This window comes from Rhodoferax sp. (assembly GCF_037143375.1).
In the GTDB taxonomy this organism is placed as follows: Bacteria; Pseudomonadota; Gammaproteobacteria; order Burkholderiales; family Burkholderiaceae_C; genus Rhodoferax.
This window is the reverse complement of the sequence record NZ_JBAWYV010000287.1, coordinates 1-2234: the sequence shown is the minus strand read 5'-3', so window position 1 is coordinate 2234 and position 2234 is coordinate 1. Positions and strand designations below refer to the sequence as shown.

The window sequence follows — 2234 nt, the reverse complement described above, 5'->3', positions numbered from 1 at the left end:
GGCCTGTGTGTGGACGGCCATGTGCTGCGTGGCAAAAACGGTAACGCCGGGCACGCCGGGCATCTGTTTGTGAGCGACAACGACGATGCCTTGTGCGGTTGCGGTAACGTGGGCGACGTCGAGGGCCTGATCGCAGGCAACGCCATTGCACGTCGTTTCGCAGCCCAGGGCTACTCCGATGCAGCTACGCTTTTTATAGCTGCTTACGCAGGCGATGCGGTGGCTACAGCCATTATTGATGATTTATGCCAGGTGATGGGGCGGACCCTTTACAACCTGATCGTGACGCTCGATTTGCAGCGCATCAGCATTGGCGGCAGTGTGTTCTGGCACCACCGCGAGTACCTCTTGCCCAAACTCAAGGCGTTTGTCTACGGCAAGCTACCGGCCCTGACCGATGGTTGCGAACTGGTGCCTGCCGGTTTGGGCGAGCGCGTGGGTGACTTTGGGGCGCTGGCGCTGGTGGCGTAAATTTGCACAGAGCTTGCCTTCGCGGCCCGAAATCGGCCGATAAAACTCAATAAATTGATTTTTTGCCTGTTTTCAAGGGTAAGCCCTATGGTTCAATGACGTTAATTAATTAACAATTAATTAATTCGAGCGGCATGGTGCTTGCGCGGATCAACCTTACGCCTTGGCCGATTGTGTCCGTGGCGTAAAAATAACAGGAGACAACATGTTGAAACTTTCCAAGCTAGCTACGGCCGTTGCTTTGGTGTTGGCTGGTACTGCCGCTATGGCGGGCGAAGTCGAAGTCTTGCATTACTGGACTTCCGGTGGTGAGGCCAAGTCGGTCGCTGAACTCAAGAAAATCATGGAAGCCAAGGGCCACGTCTGGAAAGACTTTGCCGTGGCCGGTGGTGGTGGTGACAACGCAGCCACCGTGCTGAAGAGCCGTGTCGTTTCAGGCAACCCGCCAGCGGCAGCGCAAATCAAGGGCCCCGCCATTCAGGAATGGGCAAGCGAGGGCGTGTTGGCCAATCTGGATGCCACCGCCAAAGCCGAAAAATGGGACAGCCTGCTGCCTAAAGTCGTAGCCGATGTCATGAAGTACAAAGGCAACTACGTCGCCGTGCCGGTGAATGTGCACCGCGTGAACTGGATGTGGGCCAATGCGGCTGTGCTAAAAAAAGCCGGTGTCGCGACCATGCCCAAGTCGTGGGATGAGTTCTTTGTGGCCGCTGAAAAAGTCAAGAAAGCCGGTCTGATACCCGTGGCACACGGCGGCCAGAACTGGCAAGACTTCACCACCTTTGAGTCGGTGGTGTTGGGCGTGGGCGGTGCCAAGTTCTACAACGAAGCATTGGTCAAGCTGGACCAAAAAGCACTGACCAGTGCCACCATGACGAAAGCGTTGGAAACCTTCCGCAAGGTCAAGGGCTACACCGACGCCGCCTCACCTGGGCGCGACTGGAATCTGGCCACGGCCATGGTGATGCAAGAGAAAGCAGCGTTCCAGTTCATGGGTGACTGGGCCAAGGGCGAGTTCATTGCAGCCGGCAAAGTGCCAGGCAAAGACTTCTTGTGCGCGGCTGCTCCTGGCACCGCCAATGCTTTCACATTCAACGTGGACTCGTTTGCCATGTTCAAGCTGAAAGACCCCGTTGCTCAAAAGGCGCAGGGTGACTTGGCTGCCGCCATCATGGGAACGGAGTTTCAGGAAGTTTTCAACCTGAACAAGGGCTCAATTCCGGTTCGCTTGAACATGAACATGGCCAAGTTTGACGATTGCGCCAAGCTGTCCAGCAAGGACTTTGTGGAAACGGCCAAAACCGCAGGTTTGGTCCCTTCTGTGGCGCACGGCATGGCCATCAGTCCTGCCGCTGAAGGTGCTATCAAAGACGCGGTCAGCCAGTTCTGGAACGACGACAAGATCTCGGTCGCCAATGCGCAAAAAAGCATAGCTGCCGCAGCCAAAACCAAATAACCCTGTCATTTTTATAAAACTTGCTTTGTTGAGAAACATACTATGAAGACAACACTCAAAATCAGTCTGGTCGCGGCTGCTGCCGCCCTTTGCGCCAGCAGCGCTTTCGCAGTCGAAGCCGCTGGTATCGAATTTCACGGTTATTCCCGTGGTGGCCCGGTGCTCAGCTATGACGACAACACCAAAGGCGGTTTGAGCCTCGGCGGCGACCTGCAAAAGTACCGTCTCGGCAACGAAGGCGACAACGGCATTGAGGTCGACATCATCAAGAACTTCGAAGCCGGTGGCCTGAAATGGAAATTCCATT

Annotated in this window: 3 protein-coding genes; all 3 read left to right on the top strand. The window is 55.6% G+C overall.

Annotation, left to right across the window (positions count from 1 at the left end):
* Positions 1 to 471, top strand: a 471-nt coding sequence (locus WCG50_RS19090; RefSeq protein ID WP_336901176.1) for an ROK family protein, incomplete at its 5' end; no start/stop codon positions are given.
* A gap of 205 nt (positions 472 to 676) precedes the next feature.
* Positions 677 to 1927, top strand: a complete 1251-nt coding sequence (locus WCG50_RS19085) for an ABC transporter substrate-binding protein (protein ID WP_336901175.1) — start codon at positions 677 to 679, stop codon at positions 1925 to 1927.
* A 42-nt stretch (positions 1928 to 1969) separates the two neighbouring features.
* On the top strand, positions 1970 to 2234 hold a 265-nt coding region (locus WCG50_RS19080), incomplete at its 3' end, for a carbohydrate porin (protein ID WP_336901174.1).